Annotated in this window: 18 protein-coding genes; 8 read left to right on the top strand and 10 right to left on the bottom strand. The window is 56.4% G+C overall.

Translation table 11 applies throughout. The features are described 5' to 3' along the window. Positions 1-174 precede the first annotated feature (174 nt). From HS103_17030 to HS103_17005, 6 genes are all read left to right on the top strand, one after another. Positions 175-1,584 carry an MBL fold metallo-hydrolase gene (locus HS103_17030; protein MBE7514505.1) on the top strand — a complete coding sequence of 470 codons (1,410 nt, stop codon included), beginning with the start codon at positions 175-177 and terminating at the stop codon, positions 1,582-1,584. Continuing rightward, entirely contained in the window at positions 1,572-2,393 is an 822-nt protein-coding gene (locus HS103_17025; protein ID MBE7514504.1) for a sulfite exporter TauE/SafE family protein, read from the top strand. Before HS103_17030 ends, HS103_17025 begins: the two co-directional genes overlap by 13 nt. 415 nt (positions 2,394-2,808) lie before the next feature. Beyond that, on the top strand, positions 2,809-3,636 hold the full coding sequence (locus HS103_17020; GenBank protein ID MBE7514503.1) for a PD-(D/E)XK nuclease family protein: 828 nt from the start codon (positions 2,809-2,811) through the stop codon (positions 3,634-3,636). Between the two features lie 94 nt (positions 3,637-3,730). Continuing rightward, a complete protein-coding gene (locus tag HS103_17015) occupies positions 3,731-4,228 on the top strand; it encodes a hypothetical protein (protein ID MBE7514502.1) in 498 nt (165 codons plus the stop codon). Between the two features lie 52 nt (positions 4,229-4,280). Further along, entirely contained in the window at positions 4,281-4,574 is a 294-nt protein-coding gene (locus HS103_17010; GenBank protein ID MBE7514501.1) for a hypothetical protein, read from the top strand. Then, positions 4,571-4,939 (top strand): hypothetical protein, encoded by a 369-nt coding sequence (locus tag HS103_17005; protein MBE7514500.1) that lies wholly within the window; start codon positions 4,571-4,573, stop codon positions 4,937-4,939. The genes HS103_17010 and HS103_17005 overlap by 4 nt, the downstream gene beginning before the upstream one ends. Positions 4,940-4,974: 35 nt before the next feature. Here HS103_17005 and HS103_17000 read toward each other — a convergent pair whose 3' ends face one another. From HS103_17000 to HS103_16975, 6 genes are all read right to left on the bottom strand, one after another. Then, entirely contained in the window at positions 4,975-7,911 is a 2,937-nt protein-coding gene (locus HS103_17000; GenBank protein MBE7514499.1) for a DNA translocase FtsK, read from the bottom strand. An 11-nt stretch (positions 7,912-7,922) separates the two neighbouring features. Then, positions 7,923-9,308 (bottom strand): hypothetical protein, encoded by a 1,386-nt coding sequence (locus HS103_16995; protein MBE7514498.1) that lies wholly within the window; start codon positions 9,306-9,308, stop codon positions 7,923-7,925. Then, positions 9,308-10,420, bottom strand: a complete 1,113-nt coding sequence (locus HS103_16990; protein ID MBE7514497.1) for a hypothetical protein — start codon at positions 10,418-10,420, stop codon at positions 9,308-9,310. The genes HS103_16995 and HS103_16990 overlap by 1 nt, the downstream gene beginning before the upstream one ends. 325 nt (positions 10,421-10,745) lie before the next feature. Further along, positions 10,746-12,248 (bottom strand): pyruvate kinase, encoded by a 1,503-nt coding sequence (gene pyk / locus HS103_16985; protein ID MBE7514496.1) that lies wholly within the window; start codon positions 12,246-12,248, stop codon positions 10,746-10,748. A 4-nt stretch (positions 12,249-12,252) separates the two neighbouring features. Next, positions 12,253-13,554 (bottom strand): phosphopyruvate hydratase, encoded by a 1,302-nt coding sequence (gene eno, locus HS103_16980; protein MBE7514495.1) that lies wholly within the window; start codon positions 13,552-13,554, stop codon positions 12,253-12,255. A gap of 315 nt (positions 13,555-13,869) precedes the next feature. Next, positions 13,870-14,757: an alpha/beta hydrolase gene (locus HS103_16975; GenBank protein ID MBE7514494.1), complete on the bottom strand. Its 888-nt coding sequence runs from the start codon at positions 14,755-14,757 to the stop codon at positions 13,870-13,872. A gap of 273 nt (positions 14,758-15,030) precedes the next feature. Between HS103_16975 and HS103_16970 the strand changes: the two genes are divergently transcribed. Together HS103_16970 and HS103_16965 are read left to right on the top strand one after the other, a co-directional pair. Continuing rightward, positions 15,031-15,255 carry a hypothetical protein gene (locus HS103_16970; GenBank protein MBE7514493.1) on the top strand — a complete coding sequence of 75 codons (225 nt, stop codon included), beginning with the start codon at positions 15,031-15,033 and terminating at the stop codon, positions 15,253-15,255. A gap of 139 nt (positions 15,256-15,394) precedes the next feature. Further along, positions 15,395-15,793, top strand: a complete 399-nt coding sequence (locus HS103_16965; protein ID MBE7514492.1) for a hypothetical protein — start codon at positions 15,395-15,397, stop codon at positions 15,791-15,793. Positions 15,794-15,798: 5 nt separating this feature from the next. Here the strand turns inward: HS103_16965 and HS103_16960 are convergent, their stop codons facing one another. From HS103_16960 to HS103_16945, 4 genes are all read right to left on the bottom strand, one after another. Beyond that, entirely contained in the window at positions 15,799-16,611 is an 813-nt protein-coding gene (locus HS103_16960) for a methyltransferase domain-containing protein (protein ID MBE7514491.1), read from the bottom strand. Between the two features lie 44 nt (positions 16,612-16,655). Then, on the bottom strand, positions 16,656-17,270 hold the full coding sequence (locus tag HS103_16955; GenBank protein MBE7514490.1) for a ComEA family DNA-binding protein: 615 nt from the start codon (positions 17,268-17,270) through the stop codon (positions 16,656-16,658). Then, entirely contained in the window at positions 17,261-19,612 is a 2,352-nt protein-coding gene (locus tag HS103_16950; protein MBE7514489.1) for a hypothetical protein, read from the bottom strand. Before HS103_16950 ends, HS103_16955 begins: the two co-directional genes overlap by 10 nt. 87 nt (positions 19,613-19,699) lie before the next feature. Then, positions 19,700-21,124: an NAD-dependent succinate-semialdehyde dehydrogenase gene (locus HS103_16945; protein ID MBE7514488.1), complete on the bottom strand. Its 1,425-nt coding sequence runs from the start codon at positions 21,122-21,124 to the stop codon at positions 19,700-19,702. Positions 21,125-21,189: the final 65 nt, after the last annotated feature.

The raw sequence follows: 21,189 nt of genomic DNA, 5'->3' as shown, positions 1-21,189 counted from the left end.
CATAATTTCCCTGTGTTCTTCAAAGGCGCGGGGGTAACTGCGTAACATATAATCCCGATTTTGCCTTGATTGGATTGAATTCGCCTTTGAATCGAGTTCATTATAGCCTTTAGCGCACAAAAAATGATTCTTTGGTGTTAGACTCTCCATAAAGACTCAACAGGACCCTCATCCATGCGTTTAGCCTATTTTTATGATGATCGCCTCGCCCAAGCATCCTACCTTGTAGGCTGTGCGGCGACGGGCGAGGCACTCGTGATCGACCCCGCACGAGATATCACGCCCTACCTTGCCCTTGCCGACCAAGAGGGGCTGCGGATCACCCATGTCACCGAAACGCACATCCACGCCGATTTCGTCAGCGGCGTGCGTGAGCTTGCCGCTATCACCGGAGCAACGCTCTACCTCAGCGATATGGGCGACGCCGATTGGAAATATGCTGATGCCCACGCCCCAAATGTACGGCTTCTCTATGATGGCGATACCTTCATGGTTGGTAATGTGCGCATCGAAGTGCTGCACACTCCCGGACACACCCCTGAGCACCTCAGTTTTCAGTTCACCGATACCGCCGCCGCCGATAAGCCAATGGGTATCTTCACCGGCGACTTTCTCTTTGTGGGTGATGTGGGTCGCCCCGATTTGCTCGAAGTGGCAGCGGGCATCAGCGGAACAAAAGACCCCGGCGCACGCCAGCAGTTCCATACTGTCCAGCGGTTTAAGAGTCTCCCTGATTACCTTCAAATTTTGCCCGGACACGGCGCGGGAAGCGCTTGTGGCAAGGCGCTAGGCGCAATTCCCTCAACAACGCTTGGCTACGAAAAGCTGTTTAACCCTGCCTTCCAATTCACCGATGAGGATGCGTTCGTCCGCTGGCTTTTAGATGGGCAGCCAGAAGCCCCGCGCTACTTTGCCCAAATGAAGAGCGTGAACAAAGCGGGGGCAGCCCTGCTGCGCACGCTCCCTCACCCCGCACCAATGGACAAAACCGCCCTGCGTGCGGCGATCCAGAACGGCGATCTGGTGATTGACCTCCGCGCACGGAATGATTTTGCCGAAGCCCACCTACCGGGGACGATCAGTATTCCGGCAGCCAGCCGCAACTTCACCACCTATGTCGGTTGGTTTGTGGATTACACCCGCCCCACCTACCTGATTCTTGATCGGGGTGCTGTCCTTCCCGACATGCTCACCGCTTTGCGGGGAATCGGCGTTGATCAGGTGAGCGGGTACGCCCTTGCCGATAGAATTCTTGATGAGGGTGAAACACTCCCAACGATTACTGTCCCAGAGCTTGCCGCACGCCTGCCCTCAGAAGTAATCACCATCCTTGATGTGCGTGGGCAAAGTGAATTCTGCGAAGGGCATATCGCTGGAGCGCAGCACCTCCCGCTTGGCGATCTCCCCCTTCGCCTAGACGCCCTTCCCAAAGATCACCTCATTGTCGCCCAATGCAGCAGCGGCTACCGTTCGCAGATCGCCGCCAGTTGGCTGCGGGCGAAGGGTTTCACGAATGTTGTCACGCTTGGCGAGGGGAAACGGGTTTGGGAACACGCTTTTCGGACGGCAGTATGCCCGGCATAATTGCATTCGTTCTGCATAGCAGTTTGGGCGTTGTGATCGGCACAATCTTAGGCTTTCTTGGTGGGGGCGGCGCGATTCTCACTGTTCCCGCCCTTGTCTATATTGTTGGGCTGCCGCTTCAAGCAGCGACAACCACATCCTTGATTATCGTTGGGACAACCAGCGCAGCGGGGGTGCTTCTCCACCGCGCACAAGGGACGGTCAATTGGCGCATCGCTATTTTGTTTGGCGGGGCGGGGATGGTTGCTGCCTATTGGGGGGCAAGTTTTTCTAAAGCGCTCCCACCTGCTCTGCGAATGGTCATGTTTGCGGTGCTGATGATCCTCATCGGCGGGTTGATGTTGCGCCGCCGTCCAATGGCTCACCCTGAACCGGGCGTTGGCATCCTGACCGGGGCAGTGCTTAAATCCGCTCCGCCCCCCCCCGATAGCCCGTTGGATGTTCGTGTCGTTCTTGGAAGTGGGATGGGTGTTGGCTTGCTGACAGGGTTGTTAGGTGTTGGGGGAGGCTTTCTGATCGTTCCCACCCTTGTGATGATCCTTCACCTACCGATGAATTATGCCGTTAGCACATCGATGATGATCATTACAATGAACAGCCTTGCCGGATTTTTAGGGCAGTTGAACAATGTGGCGATTGATCTGCACATTGTTGGGGTTTTTGCCGTCGCTGGAATTGTGGGGGCGGTGTTTGGGGCAAAACTAGGACAACACACCGACCCCGAACGCCTTCGTGCCCTTTTTGCCCTCTTTGTGACAGGGTTGGGGCTGGTCTTGTTTGTGGGAAATATCGGTGCGCTCTTGAGGTAGCCTTCCTCAAAACAAGGGATATGCCCTAACAATCTATCGACAACTTCGGATTTGGCTTGTAATCAGAGCAGTGCTGAGAAACATACCGTTAGTAAGCATGGCATGTTTCTCCAAATATCATCAATAGGGGTTGCGCTCTTGCCCTCATCCCCTACCCCCATCTCCCTCAGGGAGATGGGGGAAAAGAGGTTTTGAGGGGGCTTCCCCCTTAATCTACCTCTTTCGATGAATACGGGGTAAACATGTTCAACTGTGTAAGTCCTAATCAAGAAAGGGCTTGCGAGGGGCAGCCCCCCTCACAAGATAATCCCTCCTCAGCCCATGAGGGGAGAGGGGGCTAGGGGGTGAGGGTTTGCCCTAAACGTTACCTATAATTTACCGCTAGACACTGAACGGACAGATCACGATAACCCTTATGACACGCCAACTGCCACCTGCTTTTCACTTTAGTCAATCAAGCCTTCAAGATTTTGTGGATTGCGCCCGTCGTTTTCAACTCCGCTACCTCATGGAGCAGGATTATCCTGCCCCCGCTGCCGAACCACTCATGGCGACAGAAGATGCCGCCGAATTGGGCAAGCGCTTTCATTTACGAATGGAGCGCTATTGGCGTGGAGCGCCCCTTCCGCCCCTTGATTGGGCATCTCCGTTAGGGCGTTGGTGGGCGGCATTTGAGGCAAACCCGCCCCCCAATATTCCAAGCACTCACCGTCGTCCAGAGATCACACTGTCCGCCCGCTTGGGGGATCAGCGCTTCACAGCAACCTTCGATCTGCTTGCCTATGATGCCGATGGCACAGTGGTGATCCTCGATTGGAAAACCTCCAAGCGAACACCGCTCAAACTGTTGAATCGCCGTCTACAGACGATTCTTTACCCACTTCTCTTCGTTGAGGCGTCAGCCGGACTCATCGGACGACACGTTGCCCCTGAACAGGTGCAGTTGGTCTATTGGTTTGCCGAAGATGGTGGGGCAACAGAAACTTTCTCCTACAACGCAGAGCGTATGGACGAGGACAGGCGCTATCTTGACGCGGTAATTACACGCCTTTTGACCCTCGATGTGACGGTGTTTCCTCTGACCGAAAATGAGCGTTTGTGCCGTCTATGCCAATACCGTTCCCTGTGTGGGCGCGGGGTGAAGGCAGGCGGCATTGATGAGATTGCCGAAACCTATCCCGATGTGGACGAACTGCGCGGGGTTTTAGCCGTTGATGCAGACAGCCAGGATTTTGTCTTGTGATGCGCCGCTTGCTCAGGGTTCGCTGAGAAACGCTCGAAACAACCCCGAACTGTGATAAAGTGTCGGCACGTGCGGACATGTGGCGTAGGATGCTATGCGGGAAACACAGGGACATTCGTTTTGGTGGGGAGTGCTGATTCTGCTGCTGTTGGGTGGAGGGTTTGCCTTCTTGCTGCGCGGCGTCGTCGATTTTGTCGAGACGGGCGGTGATTTCCCCACCCTAACCCCCGAACTGCCAGCGATCACCCTAACAGAAGCGCCTACCCTTCGCTCCTTGAATTACATCTTCACCACCCCCACCCCGCAGCCTGCTTGCCTGGAATTTTATGTGACAGTGGTTCGGGCGCGGGTGCGCAAATGCCCTAGCGAGGAATGTGAGACGCTGGAACGTCCTTATCAATACGCCAAATTCTGCGTGTGGGGGCGCTCTCTCACAGCGCCGGAATGGTACGAGATCAACCTTGATCCCGGTGAGCCAATCCCCCGCGTTGGGTACATGCACGAGAGTGTGATTTACCCAAGCCAGCCGACAAAAACCCCCACCCGAACGCCCCGCCCCGCCCCGCTCTCAACGGTGACCCGCATCCCGTAGGGACGCCCCTATCGCCCGCCGGTAAAGCAGCGGGCTGAGGATAACCACCCCTTTGGGGCTTGAAAGGCAACTGTGTTTACCTGCGCTGCGCATCGCCGGACTTCTGCCAGCAAGATGTGTCGTTTGCCCGCCCCAAATTGCTGTTGATTTTGGGTTGTTTGAGGTTGAGGATAATTTTCCTTACCTTTGTCGGGATCAGGTTGGGGAAGGGCAGTTCAGTTTTGCCGCGCTGGAACGGCTGACCGGAATTCCCTTCCGCACGCGGGAGGAGATGGACACCGAACTTCGAGCGGCGCTGACGATCACGAAAAAAGTGTTCCCCATACGGGCGGAGGGGTGGCAATGAGAATCCCACGCCCCGATCCCCATGATTACCATGATTACGACGACGAGGATGCTGATCCAGTGACGGATTACCTTGCCGAAGCAACCCGCCGCGAGACACTGGCAGAGGCAATCCACGAGGCGCGGGAAAGTCTGGCGGCAGCCATTCAGCAGTTAGAGACAACCATGTTCGATCTGAGGGCTATTCAAAGAGGCTTTGCCTGTGCCGATGTCAAGATTGCCCAAGCCGAGGTACAGATCAAGGCATTTAACGGCGGGGTGGAGAGCTATAATCACCTGATCAAGGTATTACGCTGGCAGCGTGATTCGGCGCTCCGCAGCCGCGACGCGCTCTGGTACATGGTCACCCGCAAGGGAAGAGGGTGAGTGGTTTGGCGGGGCAACCTTCTTTGTTGCCCCTTTTAGCCCGCGCCTTCGTTTTTCTTCACTTTCGCCATCAGCTTGCGGTAAGGGTCTGTCCCTTGCTTCAGGGTCACTTCCCGCGTTCGCCCATCCTCTTTAATTCCCCCCAAAATCCCCAACTGGTTGAGCAAATCCATAATCTGCGCCGCACGAACGTAAGGGATGTTCAGTTGGCGTTGGATCAAGGATGTAGACGCCTCCCCCACGCGGACGACAACCGAAATGGCTTCCTCCAACATGGATTCCGTTTCAGAGAGGGCTTCCCGCCGCGTCATGCCCCGTTCCCATGGGGCTTGTTCGGGCGGCGGTGCGCCAGCGGCTTGCTGTTGCGCTGCCCAGTCTTTCCAATAGGCAACCAAGCCATCGATCTCCGCATCGGAGAGAAACGCCCCTTGCACGCGCCGCGCCACCGCCGCATCGGGGGCAAGGTAGAGCATGTCGCCCCGTCCGATGAGCGTTTCCGCGCCGGGGGCATCCAAGATAACCCGCGAATCGGTATTTGAGACAACGCTGAAGGAAATTCGCGCTGGGAAATTTGCCTTGATCAACCCCGTGATAATGTCCACACTAGGGCGTTGGGTGGCAACCATCAGATGCATCCCAACAGCGCGTGCCATCTGCGCAAGGCGGGTCACCGTCCGTTCCATTTCCTCTGGGCGCGAGAGCATCAGATCACCGATCTCATCCACAAGGATCACAATGTAGGGAAGGTGTTCCTCTATCCGCGCCGCGCCCAACGCTCGGTTATAGGCTTCAATGTTGCGTGCCGCCTCTGTTTCTAAGAGTTTGTAACGCCGATCCATCTCTCGTGTTGCCCAACGCAAAACACCAATAATCCGCTCATGATCCGTCTCAACGGGACCCAAAAGGTGGGGCAATCCATTGAAACGGGTCAGTTCAACCATCTTGGGATCAAGCAAGATGAGTTTCAAGCGTTCGGGCGTGTTGTTCATGATCAATGCGGCAATCGTCGCCGTGATACAGACGGATTTTCCCGATCCTGTCGTTCCGGCAATGAGCAAATGGGGCATCAGCGCCAAATCCATGATCACTGGCTCACCAGAGACATCTCGCCCTAGCGGGACAACCAACGGCGCTTGGCGAACGCCTCCCGGTGCATCGGGATCGGGTTTCAGGTAGGCGCGGGCGAAGGCTTCCGTCTCCATCAAAGGACGGAGCGCCACAATAGAGGGACTGCGGTTGGGAACTTCAATACCCATATAAGAGAAACCGGGAACGTAAGGTTGAATCCGCAGCCGTTTTGCCGCCAACGCCAAACCCAAATCGCTGGCAAGTGAGACGATCTTGTTGACCCGAACGCGCTGCGTGACGACCTCCCCGGACGTGTTTGTCACCTCTCGGAAGGGCTGCACCGCATATTGGGTGACGGTGGGTCCGATTTTTGCGTCAACGACTTCCACATCCAGATCGAAATCAAGGAGGGTGTTCTCGATAATGCGGGCGTTCCCGTTGATCTCCTCCTCGCTTGGCGGCGAGAGTTCTGTATCATTGAGGAGTGTCAGGGGCGGCAGCCCAACGGGACGTGTGTAGGGGTATTTGACTTCCTTAAAATCTTCCACCGTAAAATGCCGGATTCGACGCGGCAGCGGTTCGGGGCGCGGAGAGGTTTTCCCTATGGCGCGGCTGATTGCAGCAGGGGCAACCGGCGTTGATTTTGGCGGGATAGGTGAGGGCGGGATGAGCGTATCGTCCGCATCGTCCGTTGGAACAGCCGTTGGCATCAGGCTTGGTGTCGGCAGCGGCGAAAGTTTGCGCGGCGTCATGGGTTCGGCTATCGGTTCAGCAACGGGCTTTGAGGCGGGGGAACGCCCATACGTCGGCGCGATAGCAGCCGGACGAGGGACGATTGTTCCATCTTGCTCCACAGCCCGTTCTTCGGGTGGAGGCGTATAGACAGGGGCGGCGGGAGTCCCGGTTGGTATGTAGGGAGAGCGATACCCTTCCTCATCTGTACTTGTAATGGAAGGCTTCAATGGCGGAGGGGGAGAGGGAGGCGGTGTCATCGTTGGCATGGGTGTGGCTTGCGCTGGACGACGCCTTAAGTCGCTTAAGCGTGTTCTCAAGTTCCCCACTGCACTGGGCAAGCGCGGACGGGGCAAATTTGAACGCGACGCATTGGCAACCGCCTGCGCAACCATGCTAACACGTTCTAAACTCGTACTTAGGCGCTTTGCCCCGCTGCGGATGTGTTTCCGCCGAATCCCAATGACCATGCTGATGCCGAGAATCGTCAGGGCGAGAAACAGGAAGGTTGCCAACGCCGATCCCAGAAAACGGTTGGCAATCTCACCAAGCGCCCACCCCACATGCCCTCCGCCCAACCCGCTGCGGGCAAGGGCGCGGGGTTCGTTATCGCGGGCAAGCAGGTGAATCGTCGCCAACAAGCCAGCAAAGGCGAGTTCTGTCCCCAAGATGCGCCGCCATGTCAGGTCAAAAACAATCCCCAAACGGGGCAGGACAATCAAGATGCCGCCACCAACAAGAAAACCAGAAAAAAGAATTGCTCCAAAACGCCCAAACAACTGACTCAAAAAATCGCCCCAGTAATCGGACAGGGAGGAGCGTTCAATTGGCTGCAAGTTGATCAACGCCAGGGCAGAGACCGTCCCAACTAAAATCAAGCCAATGGCAGCCAGATCGTCGACCCACGCCGCCCGATTCAGGATCATTTCCCGTATGGTGGTGCGTGGGGTGCGCACAAGGCGGCGTAAGAAGGGATCGGGCTGTCCGGCTTTGTGCGTCTGGGCAACCAGTTTTAGCGGGTGTCCTTGCTGTCGTTTGGGGATCAGCAAATCAGGCGGGGGGACATTCCGCCGCTTGCGTGGTGTTTTTGGTGTTCCGCTCTTGGGGGGCGCTTTAGAAGCCCCTACCGGCGTCGGTTTCCTGGTTGGGGGAGCGGCGGGTTGTTTTGCCATGCGCAAAGCCTTTACTCTAGCCGCACGTCAATTTCGCCAATACGGTTCTGGCGGGGTGGAATCGCCACATCTTCATGAATCAGGGCGGCAAAACATTTTTGGGGGTTGCGGGTGGGGATCAGGCGCGTCATGCGCACCGCACCCCAAACAAGCGCCTTTTGCCCTGGCAGAAGGTAATAAAGCGTTTCACCATCACGCTCAACCGTTGTCAGGGCGTCTGGCGACCCTAACGCCCACCGCCAGGGGTAAGATGATTCCGAGCGTTCACACTGGACACCCACCCGCCACGCACCGCTGAACGCCTCTCGCCTTTCGGGGGCGGTCATTGCCGCATCCGTCTGATCATAGCTGTAAGCTGTGCCGGGGAACGGTCCAATGGTGCGAATGGGCGTCGTGCCATAATTAGAAACGGTCATGGCAAAGACCAGCAAGTCTCCTTGTGGAAGGCTAATCTGTGCTTGGGTGGATTGCACCGTGAGCGGCGGCTCAACTAAAGCGCCCCGCGTCTGGCGATCATGGAAAAAACGATCTTCCCATGTGCTGGCTGCCCATGTCACTGTGCGCCCACTGCTCTGGGCGACAATCTCGGCATTGGGCAAGCCCCCATCCCGCAGTTGAATCGTCGTCTCCCGACGAACGCGCTGCCCTTCGGCATCTTGGGCAACGGCGATCAGGCGATACTCGCCATCAGGGGGCGGGGTCATGTTGTTATCAACGCCGCCATCGTAATCAAATTCCCGTGCGCCCGCCCCGTCCGCCGTTGCTGCTGCAATCACCCGCTCAGCGATGTAATACGGACCATTCGTATCGTTTTCCAACCAGACAGTGAGCGTCGCTGGCTTTTCCAGTGTCAGATTGATACTTACCCGATCATCATAGCCATCTTGGTTTGGGGTGAATTCTTTGGGGGACACTTCAAAGGTTGTTAAAGCGGGTAGGCGCGAATCGACGCCGCTGATCGTCAAGTCACCCTCAACACTGGACATCTCGCCCGTCTCTGTGGTTGTCGTCAGCGTCCAACGGTAGAGTCCATTGGGGATCAGCCGCCGCTCAATAACCCCCTCTATGCGTTCATCTGGTAAGGTGTAACCCTCTACAACACCGCTAAACAACACTTCATAGGTATTTGGGGCGCGGGTTGCCTCGTCACGGAAGCGGAAAGTTTCCCCGGTTGTCGTCTCGGTAAAAACAACGCTCACCCGCGCCGTTTTGTTCACGGTGTAGCGAATCTTCGTCAGGTCAGAATCGCCATCAGCATTGGGGCTAATGATATTCACGCTGAAGGCAACGTTTTCCAACAAGGGTCGATTCGGCGCAATGAGAGGCGCCCCAACAAGCCCAAAGAGAACAACAGCAGCGAGGGCAGACAATACGGTAAGCACAGGCGAAAGGCGCATCAGCGGTTCTCGCCCCCACCGCGCAGCCGTTGTAGTTCGTTCAACAGTGCTGCATCCATCGGACTGATGCCGGAGGGCGGGGCAACGGTCACTTGCGATGCCGGAGTCCGCTGCGCCGTTTTATCATCACCGAGGAAGGTTTTGAGGAAGCGGTTTAGCAAGCGAAAGACGAGATTTTGCTGCCAGCCCACCGCAAACGCCAAAAGCCAGATCACCAGCGGCGCAGATTGGCTGTAATCAGGCGTTTGCGTGTTGAAGGTGTTGCTGGTTACGGCGAAGAAAATCAAGACGACAATGCCCATAATCGCCCCCATAAAGGGGTTCAGAATATACCAACTGACGTGAATCGGGTCGAAATTATGCTCAATGGTGGTGTGTTCGTGAATCGCCATCATCCCGTTGAAGATTGCCCCAAGCGCCCCAAACATGATCGGCAGCCATGCCATTTTCAAAATACCGAGGGTGTCAGGCACCAAGGCGCGGTAGTTGGCATCCAAACTGAAGGCAAGGAGGACGATTAGAGCGCAGATCAGGTAATAGGCAAGGAGACGGGGGCGATATTTGATAATGTTCGCCCTGATGTGATCTTCCCGTGCCAAATCGGACTCGATCCGATAGGCTATCTGCCGTGCTTCCTCGTAATTGGCGCTTGATTGCAAGAGGAGTGAACTGGCAAAAAGAAGGTCAAGCTGATAAGCGTCTGTGTTGGTGCGGTCTGCGGTGACATGCTTCACCACCTCGCGTTGAAGGTCTTCGATTTTCTTCCAAAGGGCGTTCAGCCGCTCTTGGGTGACAAACTGCCGCAGCATGGTTGTATTCCGAATGGCGTCGGGGCGAATGATCTCACTCGCTGGAGGGCGTGCCTGTCCAGAACGCCGAAAGGGATCAGTCAGCGTTCGCAAACGGGCTTCATCTATCACGGTGTCGGGAGCAATGAAGACCTCCACCCCCTCTGTTCGCGCTGCACCCAAGATCGAGGTATCGCCCCGGCGTGGTTTGGGATCAACGATGATCTCAGGGATGGTCACTTCCGAGGGTAGTTCGGAACTCCCCACTGAGTCGGTGGAGATGGGGGTTTCTTCGGGTTTGGGGGTGGGCGTTCGGGCGGTCACGGGCAACCTCTCCAGCGGACTAGATGATTCTTTCTAGTATGCCACAAACCGCCGCCGTGATCTACTAAGCGCACACAACAGCGGTGCGCCCATGCAAAGCGAAGGCAGTCCTCGAACGGGAACGGTGTTAGAGCCTATCCGTAAATCTCGGCGGTGAGGTGTAAGCGTCCCTCTTGGCAAAATGCCTGCCTCCTCCATGAGGGGTACGGGAGGGGCGCAGCCCCTCCCGAAAAAGATATTACTCCCCCTCTCCCGCACAGCGGGAGAGGGGCTAGGGGGTGAGGGATTGCCCCTACGGTTCACCTTTTAAGTTACGAATAGATACTTACCCACCCACCGGAGCGGGGACTTCTGATGCCTCTCCAACACGATGAATTTTTAGGAAATTTGCCTGCCCAACCAAGCCAAACGGCACACCAGCGATCAAGACAAGCGTATCACCCCACTGCACCATATCGGCATCGTGTGCTGTCCCGACGATCTTAGCGATCATCTCGTCAATTGACGTGAACTGCGGCACAAGCATAGGGTATACCCCCCACACAAGGGCGAGCCGGCGGCAAGTGAGTTCGTTTGTCGTGGCACACAGAATCGACGTTCGGGGGCGCGTGCGGGCGATGAGCCGTGCCGTTGTCCCAGTATAACTTGCCGTCACAATCAGGCGGGCATTCAACGAATCCGCGATCAGGCTGGCGGCGCGGCTGGTGGCGATGGAGATATTTTCCGGGTCGTCCACAAGGTTCAGCGGCGTCACCACGGTTTGCTGCGGGCGCTGGTACTCATGCGAGAGTTCCGCATAGTGCTTTTCGGTCATCAGCGCGATGGTCGCCATCGTTTTGACCGCTTCCACTGGGAAATCGCCTGCGGCGGTCTCGTTGGAGAGCATGACCGCATCCGTCCCGTCAAGGATAGCGTTCGCCACGTCACTTGCCTCGGCGCGGGTGGGGCGAGGGTTTTCCGTCATCGATTGGAGCATCTGCGTCGCGGTGATCACCGGTTTACCCGCCGCATTGCACCTGCGGATGATCTCTTTTTGATGGATCGGAACGGCTTCGGCGGGCGTCTCTACTCCCAAATCACCCCGCGCCACCATGATTCCATCCGACTCAGCGAGGATTTCCTCAAAATTTTGAAGGGCATCCTGTTTTTCAATCTTGGCGATCAGGGCAATATCGTCCTCGCCACTGTGTTTGCACAGCCAGCGAAGCTCGCGCATGTCATTGGCGCTGCGGACAAAGGACATGGCGACATAATCGACGCCTACCCCCATGGCAAATTTCACATCTTCAATATCTTTTGGCGTCAGGGCGGACATCTTCAGTTTCGATTCCGGGGCGCTGACACCCTTCCGACTGCGGATTTCTCCACCAACAATCACTTTACAGAGAACATCATCACCCTGCCGTGCCAAAACTTGGAATTGGAAGTTTCCATCATCCAGCAGAAGGCGCTGCCCCTCTTTGACATCTTGCAGAAATTCGGGGTGAGGCAAGGGAAAAACCATGTTCGTGCCGTCGGCATCGGGGTTTGTGGTCAGCGTCAACTGATCGCCGTGCTTGATCAAGATAGGTTCGTTGGCAAGCATCCCCAAGCGGATTTTCGGTCCCTGCAAGTCTGCCATGACCGCCACCACCGCGCCTTCTTCGGCGGCGATGCGGCGGATGGTCTCAATATTCCGTTGGTGGGTGGCATAATCCCCATGACTAAAGTTGATCCGCGCCACGTCCATCCCTAAGCGGATCATCTCCCGCAGGGTTGCCTCGTCCGAGGATTTCGGTCCAATCGTACAGACGATCTTCGTTCGTTTAACGTCAAATTTCCTGACCACGCGCTTACGCTCCCTCTCGCCCGCTCAGGTGGGCAAAGGCGCCCCACCCGGCATAGGCGGCGGCTGTATCAAGGTGTTCTTCAAGGCGCAGAAGTTGGTTGTATTTCGCCACCCGGTCTGAACGGGCGGGCGCACCGGTCTTGATCTGCCCAGCGTTGAGGGCAACGACCAGATCAGCGATGGTTGCATCTTCGCTCTCGCCGCTGCGGTGGCTGACGACCACCGACCAATTTGCCCGTTGGCTCATCTGGCTGGCGGCAATAGACTCAGTGAGTGTGCCGATCTGATTCACTTTGCACAGCAGGGAATTACAGGCTTTCTCCCGAATGGCACGGGCGACCCGTTCTGTATTTGTGACGAGCAAATCGTCCCCCACGATCTGAACGCGATCCCCAATGGCGGCGGTCAGTTTCGCCCATGTTTCCCAGTCGTTCTCCGCCAAGCCATCCTCAAGGGAGATGATCGGGTATTTGTTCACCCAATCCACCCAATATCCCGCCATCTCATCGGGGGAAAGGACAACGCCATCCCGTGTTAGGTGGTACATCCCACCCTGATAAATTTCACTGGCAGCTGGGTCAAGCGCCAACATAATTTGATCACCGAGGCTGTAGCCTGCTTTTTCAACGGCGGTGAGAATGAACTCAATAGCGCTGGCGTTGCTCTTAATGTCGCTCGGGGCAAAACCACCCTCATCGCCCACCGTTGTGGAAACGCCCTTATCATGCAGCACCTTCTTCAGGCTGTGATAAATCTCCACCCCCCAGCGCAAGCCTTCGCCATAGGTGGGGGCGCCAACGGGCATGATCATAAATTCTTGAAAATCGGTGCTGTTGGAGGCGTGCTTGCCCCCATTCATGATGTTCATCATCGGGACGGGCAGCACATGGGCATACACACCGCCAAGGTAGCGATAAAGGGGCAGCCCTAAGCCGTTTGCCGCCGCCTTCGCCACCGCCAACGACACAGCAAGAATAGCGTTCGCGCCAAGGTTGCCTTTGTTTGGCGTGCCGTCAAGGTCAATTAGCATCTGGTCGATAGACATCTGATCCATCGCATCCAGCCCTTCCAATTCCTCGGCAATCTGAAGGTTGATGGCATCCACTGCCTTCAGAACGCCCTTACCCCCATAGCGACCTTTATCCCCATCCCGTAGTTCAACGGCTTCGTGTTCACCTGTGCTGGCACCGCTTGGCACAATCGCGTGACCGCTCGTGCCATCCTCTAAATACACTTCAACTTCTACCGTTGGATTCCCACGCGAGTCGAGGACTTCGCGTGCCAAGATCGTTTCAATTGTCAACATTGGTGTTCGCCCCCTATTAGGTGTTCGGGTTCTTTGCTACGCGGGGATTATAGACCATGTGAGGAAAACGGGGTTAGGGCGGTCTGTCCAAAAGGGCGCTGGGGGAGTTTTCTCTGCGACCTACGGTGGTTTTGCCCACTTACGTGGCTGTGCTATCCAGCACGCCTAAATACCACCACAAAAATCCTTTGTGGTGAAGAACGTAGAAAAACCTGCGCGATTAATGCCTTTCAAGCCTCGAAGGGGCGGCTGCTTTCAGCCCGACGCATTAGCGTCGGGATCATGCGCCATGCTGCCTTTTCACTGTGGCTGTACTTAGCCCTTCTTTAATTCCCCCGTTGCGCCGTGCGCTGCCAGCCACACCCACACATCGCCCATGACGCGATTCCGCTCTGGCTCATTGAATATCTCGTGATACAACCCCTCGTAAAGTTTCATTTGCTTATTGGGGCTGCTGATTCCAGCGTGAAGGATTGACGCACACTTGGGGCTGACAACCTTATCCTCCCCACCATGCAAAATGAGCATGGGTAAGGTAATTTTGGCAAGATTTTCCTTTACGTAAGCACACCCTCGAAACAACTCTGCCGCAACACGCGCAAAAACCTTCCCATGAAAGACGAGGGGATCGGTCTTATATCCTTCCACCGTTGCCACATCGCGGGAGACATACTCTGGCGGGATTGCCTGCACCCCAAACTTTGGGAAAAGTGGGCTAATGATGTTCAAGAGGAGTGATTTTTGCAGGATGGGCGTTCCATCCCCCACATCAAGCGCCGCGCCGGAGGTCACCACGCCGCGTATCAGGCTTGGCGGCGGATGGTGGCGAATCAGGTAATAAAGCGTTACCAACCCTCCCATGCTATGCCCAATCATGAACACGGGGCGGTTGGCGGGGCGTGCTTTGTTTACCTCGCCAACAAACTCATGAAGATCATCAACGACTTCGGCAAGGCTTGGGAAATATCCCATCGCCAACCCCGGTGCAGCAGTGGCATTCCGCCCGTGTCCTCGGTGATCCAGTGCATAACAAGCATACCCCTGCTCGATAAAATACTCGGCAACATGCCCATAGCGCCCCCCGTGTTCACCCACCCCATGGACAAGAATCAATGTCCCCCGCACCGCACCCTCTGGCTGCCACACCTGATACGCCATGCGTACCCCATCCCGCAAAGTTATCGTCTTAACCTGATGTCGCATAAGAAACCACCTTCTTGACTCAATGAGGATTATATATAATCTACCTGATGGCTCGTCGAAAAGAATTGATATGACGAGTATAGCATTGGCATTTTATATGTCGCGCTGGTAGTTCGTTTGAAGGAACTTTCCTCATGGTGATCACGCTGATTGGCTTGGATTTGTAGGAATCCTCATCCTTACCACCGTCTCGGTGATTGTGTTCCAACTACTGACCGATATTGCCTACACATGGTTCGATCCGCGTATTTGCTATTCCTAAAAGAGGGCGCTATGACCACCTCACCCTTAACACTCTATGTCAGCTTTTTGGGCTTGGGGGTGGATAGCAAAACACCAACATGGGGAAACATGATGCAGATTGGCTACGATTACCTTGCCACCACCCCCTGGATGTGGATATATGCTGGTATTCTGATCGTGATCGCCGTCCTCAGCATCAATTTTGTAGGCGATGGATTGGGGGATGCCCTTGATCCACGCAGATTAAAGGGCTAATCCGGGTAATTCCGCAGGGCAATCTCTCAATAACCCGCTCCCTTCTCCCCTCTTGCTCTAACAAACAGGGCGGAGGGGGACTCAAGGGGGAGTATGGTATCATCTGCGGGGTCGTTCACAAAGGAGATAGCCAATCGTTATGCACGCTCGAATCGTTGTTGTTCTCGCCCTCATGCTCATTCTCGCCGCCTGTAACAACGCAAACAGCACCTCACCCACCGAGGCTTCACCCGCCGCCGCCATTGAAAACTTCCTCCGCACCCGCACGGGCGGTGACGAAAATGCGATTCTCCCCCTTGTCTGCAAGGCGCGGGAACAAGAAGGGCGCGATACTGCCGCCAGTTTCAAACCCATGCAAGCAGAGATCACGGGCTTGTCTTGCACCACCGGCGCAGTCGATGGCGAATTCACCCTTGTTAGCTGCACGGGGTCTATGACGACCACTTACGCGGGCGAATCACGTACACTGGACTTGGGCGCACGCCAATACAAAGCCCTTCAGGAAAACGGCGTGTGGACGTATTGCGGGATGAAATGAGGTGATCAACAGCGGGTAAATTCGATCCAATAATGATCGCCTAGCGTCCGAAAAACGGGGAGCGGCGCGAGAATACTTTCCATGCGTCGCAGCCATGCCCCCAATCGGGGGCGTTTTGCCAACCCCACATACAGATCGCTCGGCGGCAAACAGACGCCTAACCCAAGCAAGTGGCGCTGACGAAAACCAGCCTCTCTAAACGCCCTCGAAAGGCGCTTCGGGGAGGGGTAATAAACGGGAAACGTCACCCCGCCGATGGTCGCTGTAGATCGCCCGCTCCAACGGCGCTGTGCCTGATCAAACTGACGGTGGCGGATGCTCCAGACGGTTTCAATCAAACAAAAACGTCCCATCACCGCAAAGCCCATTCGCCCGCCCGGGCGTACTGCCCTTGTCAAGCATTTAGCAAGGGGTGACCATTCCCCAATGCAGTTGAGGACGCCATAATTCGAGTGAACGCCGTCAAAGCCCCCTGTGGGGAGCGCCCACACCGCCGCATCAGTCAAATCAAGCTGGCGTGTTTCGATCAGATGATTAAGACCGGCATCTTGTGCTTTTTGTGCGGTTTGTTCTAGCATCATCGGCGCAGCGTCGGTAGCCACCACATGAACACCCTGTCTTGCCAAAAACAAGGCATCCTCACCTGTCCCACAGCCAATCTCTAAGACAGTGCTTCCCGGTGGGAAAAGCCGCCCCAAACGCTCCCAAACAATTTCCCGAATCCACCGCGAGACAAGATGATTCACCGCCTCAACGTCGTAATTGGCGGCAAGGGCATCAAAGGCTGCTCCAGAATTGCTAAGAGGGGGATGCCTCATCGTGTTTATCGGATACCTGTGTTCCCCATTCATAATCGATGGTATCACTCAAAGATAATCAATCCCTCCCACTGTGCCAAACGTCCCGCCCCTATGCCCGGCACAGCGTCTAAATCCGCCATCGCTTTGAATGCTCCGTGCTGCTCCCGATAGGTCAAAATTGCTTTGGCAAGGGTCTCTCCCACACCAGGCAAGCGCGTCAATTCCTGAAGATCAGCCGTGTTGATATAGACCGGATCATCGATAGAGGCTGTCCCACGTGGGGTCGCGGTGGGAAGGTTCGCCCCGATCTTGGGGACATCAATCTGTTCGCCATCACGCAAAAGACGCACCGGATTTAGCGCTCTTGGGTCAGCATCTGTTGTATAGCCCCCCGCTGCTTGAATGGCATCTTGCACACGGCTGCCTTTCGGGAGGGCGTATGTTTCGTTGGAGCGCTGCACTGCCCCCGTAACGTAAATCAACAACGGTGCGGGGGTGTTTGTGGGTGGAGGAATATCCGTTGGCGGTGGGGTTGCCGAGGGTGCGGGCGGGTAAATGGTGATGGCGACGGCGGGCGGCTCATAGGTGAGCAGCGCCACCACGCCAATAGCGATCATCACCCCAACCCCAAGCAAGATTGGGTATTTAAAGCGCTCCAAGATGGGCATTACTGGCACACACCCCCTACTTCGCGGACGCGGCTTGCCTGCACCCAACCGCTCACACTGCTATCTTGAATTCGGTAATCGACAAAATACCACGCAAAACCATCCACCGCCCGAATTCCGATCACGTTCAACTGCTGCCCAACCGGAATCGTCCCAACACGGGTACCAGCAAGGGTTGGTTCGGCATAAATCAGGGTGGGCGCAGTTGTCGTGACCACACAGCGGATGCGCGGGGTTGGTGTAATCGACGGCGTAAAGGTCGCCGAGGGCGTCAGGGTGATCGATGGCGTGAACGTCGGGGTTGGCGTGTCGGTGGGTGTGAAGGTTGCCGTTGGTGTACTCGTATCTGTCGGCGTGAAGGTCGCTGTCGGCGTGTGTGAAGGCGTGTGGGTATTCGTCGCTGTGGGTGTATCGGTGGGGGTGAAGGTTGCCGTGGGCGTACTGGTATCTGTCGGCGTATGCGATGCCGTCGGGGTATCGCTAGGGGTGGGGGAGGCAGATGGCGTATAGGTCACTGTCGGGGTGATCGTCTCGGTGGGGGCGGTGACCAATGGTAGCCACACGCCTCGCGTTAGGAAGGCGATAAACCCTAACAAGATGACGATGCTCAACACCATCACCCCATTGCGAACGGCGCGGCGGCGCTGCAACCCCCGAATTTCATCGTCCAGTTGGAGCAGTTCAGAACGCCGTCCCAATGTTCGGAAGGGTTCATCTTTCGCCAGTGCCAGCCAGCGCTCCGCCGTCGGAATATCCCCCCGGTCAATCGCCGCCTCGACGCGATCCACGAAATGCATCAACAAATCGCCCACCACCGCCCGATATTTGGGGTCTTGGGCATGGTTTCGTAAGCCCGCCAACATATTCCGCGCTTGGAATAGTTCGTTGTCAAAATTTTGGAGGATCAACGCCGCTGCCCGCTCAATAATCCCCCGCGCTTCGGCAGTCTGTGCCTCGGCTTGGCGTGCCGCTTGAACATCCTGACTAAGCGCTGTATCGCCCGGATCAATCGTCGTCGCCGTCTCAAAGGCGCGGACGGCTTCCCCCACAAGGCGGTATTTTTCATCTAGCGTGGTCGCGCTGTCAGCACGGGTGAGCGCTCCCTTGCCCTGATCGATCAACTGCGCTTTCACCGTCTGAATACGCCGCGCCGCTTCCTCTGCCATAACGCGCAACCGGGCGCTCCCGGGCAAAACCTGCCGGAGCGCGGCAAGGGTATTTAAAAGGTTTTGAAGGTTCGTCACCCGATCTGGCAAACTGCCTGTCATCATGTTTAGGGCGACGGACGCCTTGTCGTACTGCTCTTGCACCTGCTTCACTTGATCAATGCGATCCTGCGCCATTGGATCGCTCGGCACGACGCGCAGCGCCCCCTCATATTTATGGAGCGCCTCGTTCCAATCGTCATTCGCCAACAAGCGATCCCCATCGGCAAGGAGTTCCCGCGCCAGCGCCAAATCCTCAATATCAAGGAGCGCTTGTTCAGCATCTTTCCAACTCAAGATTCCGGCACGTTCGGCAATATCGCGGGCTTCGCGGTAAAGCCGCCGCGCTTCTTCGTAATTTCCCGCCCGAACGAGGGAATTCGCTCGGTTATAGGCAACACGGGCGTCAAAGGGAATCCGATGATCAGGGACAATACCCCGAATCAGGTTGTCCTCCGATTTTTGGCGGTAATCAAGGGCGGCGGCATTCTCTGGCTGTGCGGCTAAAACACGGTTGACCACCTCAATCGTCCGCTGATAATCCCCTGCGTAATACGCCTGAGCCGCTTCTGCCATCAGTGTTTCTAGCGTATTGCCGTTGCCTCCGCTGCGGGCGGGCATAGGCGGCGGGTAATCCACTGGGGGGGAATCCCCCTCTGGGTCGGTTGGTTGGTAAGAGGGTGTTTGCGGGGGGGGGAAGGTAGGGCGATCTGGGGGAGGCGGTTCGTAGGTAATCCCATAGCGATCCAGCAAATCACGCACTTTCATCTCGTGTTGAGCGCTTCGCTCGGCTGCTTGTGCCAAAAGGGACAGCACATCGCCGTTATCAACATCCTGCCCCAACGCCTCGCCAAGAATATCAATGGCTTCGTCCACATCATCATCGCCGGCTGCCATCTCCATCCGAATTCGCGCCCGACGGATCAGGCTGCGGATAGAGGCAATTTCTGGGGTGGGCGCAGCAGTGCGACGGGCGAGATCGGCAAGCAACCCTTTCGCCTCGTCCTCAAAGGGCGTGTTTTTGCTGGCGATGAGCAGAGAACGCGCCTCTGCCTCTAAGGGCGTTAGTTCGGCGGGACGGGCGTCTGCGGGGAGTGCCTGAAGGCGTTGGCGCAGATCGGCAAGCTGGTTTTGTAGCGTCGCCATGCGTAATGATCATCTCCGAGTATGAAATCAAAAGCGATTGTACCCGCCGGACGGTCTGCAAACAATGTAGGTTGTCTTACACCCCCTTTACCCTTTCAAGGTGATGGAGACGAACTTTGTATCCATGTATGCCTGCAAACCCTCTACCCCGCCTTCATGCCCATAGCCGCTCTGTTTCAAGCCGCCAAAAGGCGCTTCTGCCGTCGCCGGAACAGTTTCGTTGACCCCGATAACCCCAAAGCGCAGTCCCTCATAGGCGCGGATCGCTGTTTCCATGTCATCGGTGATCACGTAAGCGGCAAGACCGTAGGGCGTCTCATTTGCCAATTTCAGCCCTTCTTCCACCGTCCCAAAGGTGTTGATTGGCAAGATGGGTCCGAAAATTTCCTCATTATGGAGCGCCATATCCCCCGTAATGTCGGTGAGGACAGTGGGGCGATAAAAATAGCCCGTCGTCAGGGCATCGGGGCGTGTGCCGCCCGTGACGATACGCGCCCCTTTGCTCACTGCATCAGCGACGAGCGCTTCGATTTTCGCCCGCCCGCCCGCACTGACCATCGGACCCACCGTGACGCCGCCGCCTGTCCCTTCGCCTAACCGCAGCGACTCCGCGTAATGCTTGCTGGCATCAACAAATTCTTCGTAGCGGCTGTGGTGAACATAAACCCGATTGGGGGCGATGCACACCTGCCCACTGTTGCGAAATTTTCCAATACCCACCAGCCGCGCCGCCTTTTCGGGATCAGCATCGGGAAAGACGAGAACAGGCGCATTCCCTCCCAATTCTAACGAAAATCGTTTTAGTGTTCCCGCTGCTTGTGCCATCAGGATGCGCCCGACGCGCTGTGATCCGGTGAAACTGATCTTGTTCATCAGCGGGCTTGTACAGAATGCCTCGCCAATCCCTGCCGGATCGCCGTTCACAAGGTTCACAACGCCTGCCGGAACACCCGCCGCCACAAGAATCCCTGCTATTGCCATGCCCGTCATGGGCGTTAGCTCGCTTGGACGGGCAACCACACTACAGCCCGCCGCCAACGATGCGCTGATCTTTCGTGCTAGAAGCAGCGCTGGAAAATTCCATGCGGTGATTGCCCCGACAACACCAACGGGGGTGGGAATCGTCATCAGGCGGCGATCTTTGCGGCGGGCGGGGATCAGCCTCCCATAGGCGCGTTTGCCTTCCTCGGCAAACCAATCAAAAAGATCAGCGCTGGCGTTCCACTCCCCTTTCGATTCGGCAAGGGGCTTTCCCGCCTCACGGGTCATGATCAGGGCGAGATCGGTGATGTTTTCGCGGATCAGCGCGGCGGTGCGTTCGAGTACCTCACCCCGTTCATAGGCGGTCATCGCTGCCCACCCGCTTTGAGCGCGGGCAGCGGCGGCAATGGCGAGGTGCGCATCAGCAGCATCGCCAAAGGGAACAGTGGCGATCACCGATTCATCGGCGGGGTTAATCACCTCCCATGTTTTGCCATTTTGGGCGTCTACCCATGCGCCATCAATGAGCATTTTGAAGGTAAAATTCATGTGAACGTCTCCACGAAGACATGCCAACTTTGAAGGGATTCTACCTC

It is taken from the genome of Anaerolineales bacterium, assembly GCA_015075625.1.
Lineage (GTDB): Bacteria > Chloroflexota > Anaerolineae > Aggregatilineales > UBA2796 > UBA2796.
The sequence above is the reverse complement of the archived record's forward strand: the minus strand, read 5'-3'. Positions and strand labels throughout refer to the sequence as shown.